The sequence below is a fragment of the Vibrio sp. La 4.2.2 genome, from assembly GCF_027586995.1.
GTDB classification, from domain to species: Bacteria; Pseudomonadota; Gammaproteobacteria; order Enterobacterales; family Vibrionaceae; genus Vibrio; species Vibrio mediterranei.
Map to the genome: position 1 here is coordinate 1 of NZ_JAPPTJ010000026.1, position 1,569 is coordinate 1,569.

1 rRNA gene is annotated in these 1,569 nt (G+C 54.3%); it reads right to left on the minus strand.

What is annotated here, in order from left to right:
• Positions 1 to 6: 6 nt before the first annotated feature.
• Positions 7 to 1,559: ribosomal RNA gene (locus tag OH456_RS25895) — 16S ribosomal RNA — on the minus strand.
• Positions 1,560 to 1,569: the final 10 nt, after the last annotated feature.

Here is a 1,569-nt window from a genome sequence, read left to right on the forward strand (position 1 = left end):
TTCGTATAAGGAGGTGATCCAGCCCCAGGTTCCCCTAGGGCTACCTTGTTACGACTTCACCCCAGTCATGAACCACAAAGTGGTGAGCGTCCTCCCGAAGGTTAAACTACCCACTTCTTTTGCAGCCCACTCCCATGGTGTGACGGGCGGTGTGTACAAGGCCCGGGAACGTATTCACCGTAGCATTCTGATCTACGATTACTAGCGATTCCGACTTCATGGAGTCGAGTTGCAGACTCCAATCCGGACTACGACGCACTTTTTGGGATTCGCTCACTTTCGCAAGTTGGCTGCCCTCTGTATGCGCCATTGTAGCACGTGTGTAGCCCTACTCGTAAGGGCCATGATGACTTGACGTCGTCCCCACCTTCCTCCGGTTTATCACCGGCAGTCTCCCTGGAGTTCCCGACATTACTCGCTGGCAAACAAGGATAAGGGTTGCGCTCGTTGCGGGACTTAACCCAACATTTCACAACACGAGCTGACGACAGCCATGCAGCACCTGTCTCAGAGCTCCCGAAGGCACACCTGCGTCTCCGCTGGCTTCTCTGGATGTCAAGAGTAGGTAAGGTTCTTCGCGTTGCATCGAATTAAACCACATGCTCCACCGCTTGTGCGGGCCCCCGTCAATTCATTTGAGTTTTAATCTTGCGACCGTACTCCCCAGGCGGTCTACTTAACGCGTTAGCTCCGAAAGCCACGGCTCAAGGCCACAACCTCCAAGTAGACATCGTTTACGGCGTGGACTACCAGGGTATCTAATCCTGTTTGCTCCCCACGCTTTCGCATCTGAGTGTCAGTATCTGTCCAGGGGGCCGCCTTCGCCACCGGTATTCCTTCAGATCTCTACGCATTTCACCGCTACACCTGAAATTCTACCCCCCTCTACAGTACTCTAGTCCGCCAGTTTCAAATGCAGTTCCGAGGTTGAGCCCCGGGCTTTCACATCTGACTTAACGAACCACCTGCATGCGCTTTACGCCCAGTAATTCCGATTAACGCTCGCACCCTCCGTATTACCGCGGCTGCTGGCACGGAGTTAGCCGGTGCTTCTTCTGCAGCTAACGTCAAACGAGCACGCTATTAACGTACCCGCCTTCCTCACTGCTGAAAGTGCTTTACAACCCGAAGGCCTTCTTCACACACGCGGCATGGCTGCATCAGGCTTGCGCCCATTGTGCAATATTCCCCACTGCTGCCTCCCGTAGGAGTCTGGACCGTGTCTCAGTTCCAGTGTGGCTGATCATCCTCTCAGACCAGCTAGGGATCGTCGCCTTGGTGAGCCATTACCTCACCAACTAGCTAATCCCACCTGGGCATATCCTGACGCGAGAGGCCCGAAGGTCCCCCTCTTTGGCCCGAAGGCATTATGCGGTATTAGCCATCGTTTCCAATGGTTATCCCCCACATCAGGGCAATTTCCCAGGCATTACTCACCCGTCCGCCGCTCGACGCCGTTAACGTCACCCGAAGGGTCAGTTAACTCGTTTCCGCTCGACTTGCATGTGTTAGGCCTGCCGCCAGCGTTCAATCTGAGCCATGATCAAACTCTTCAATTTAAGATTTTGT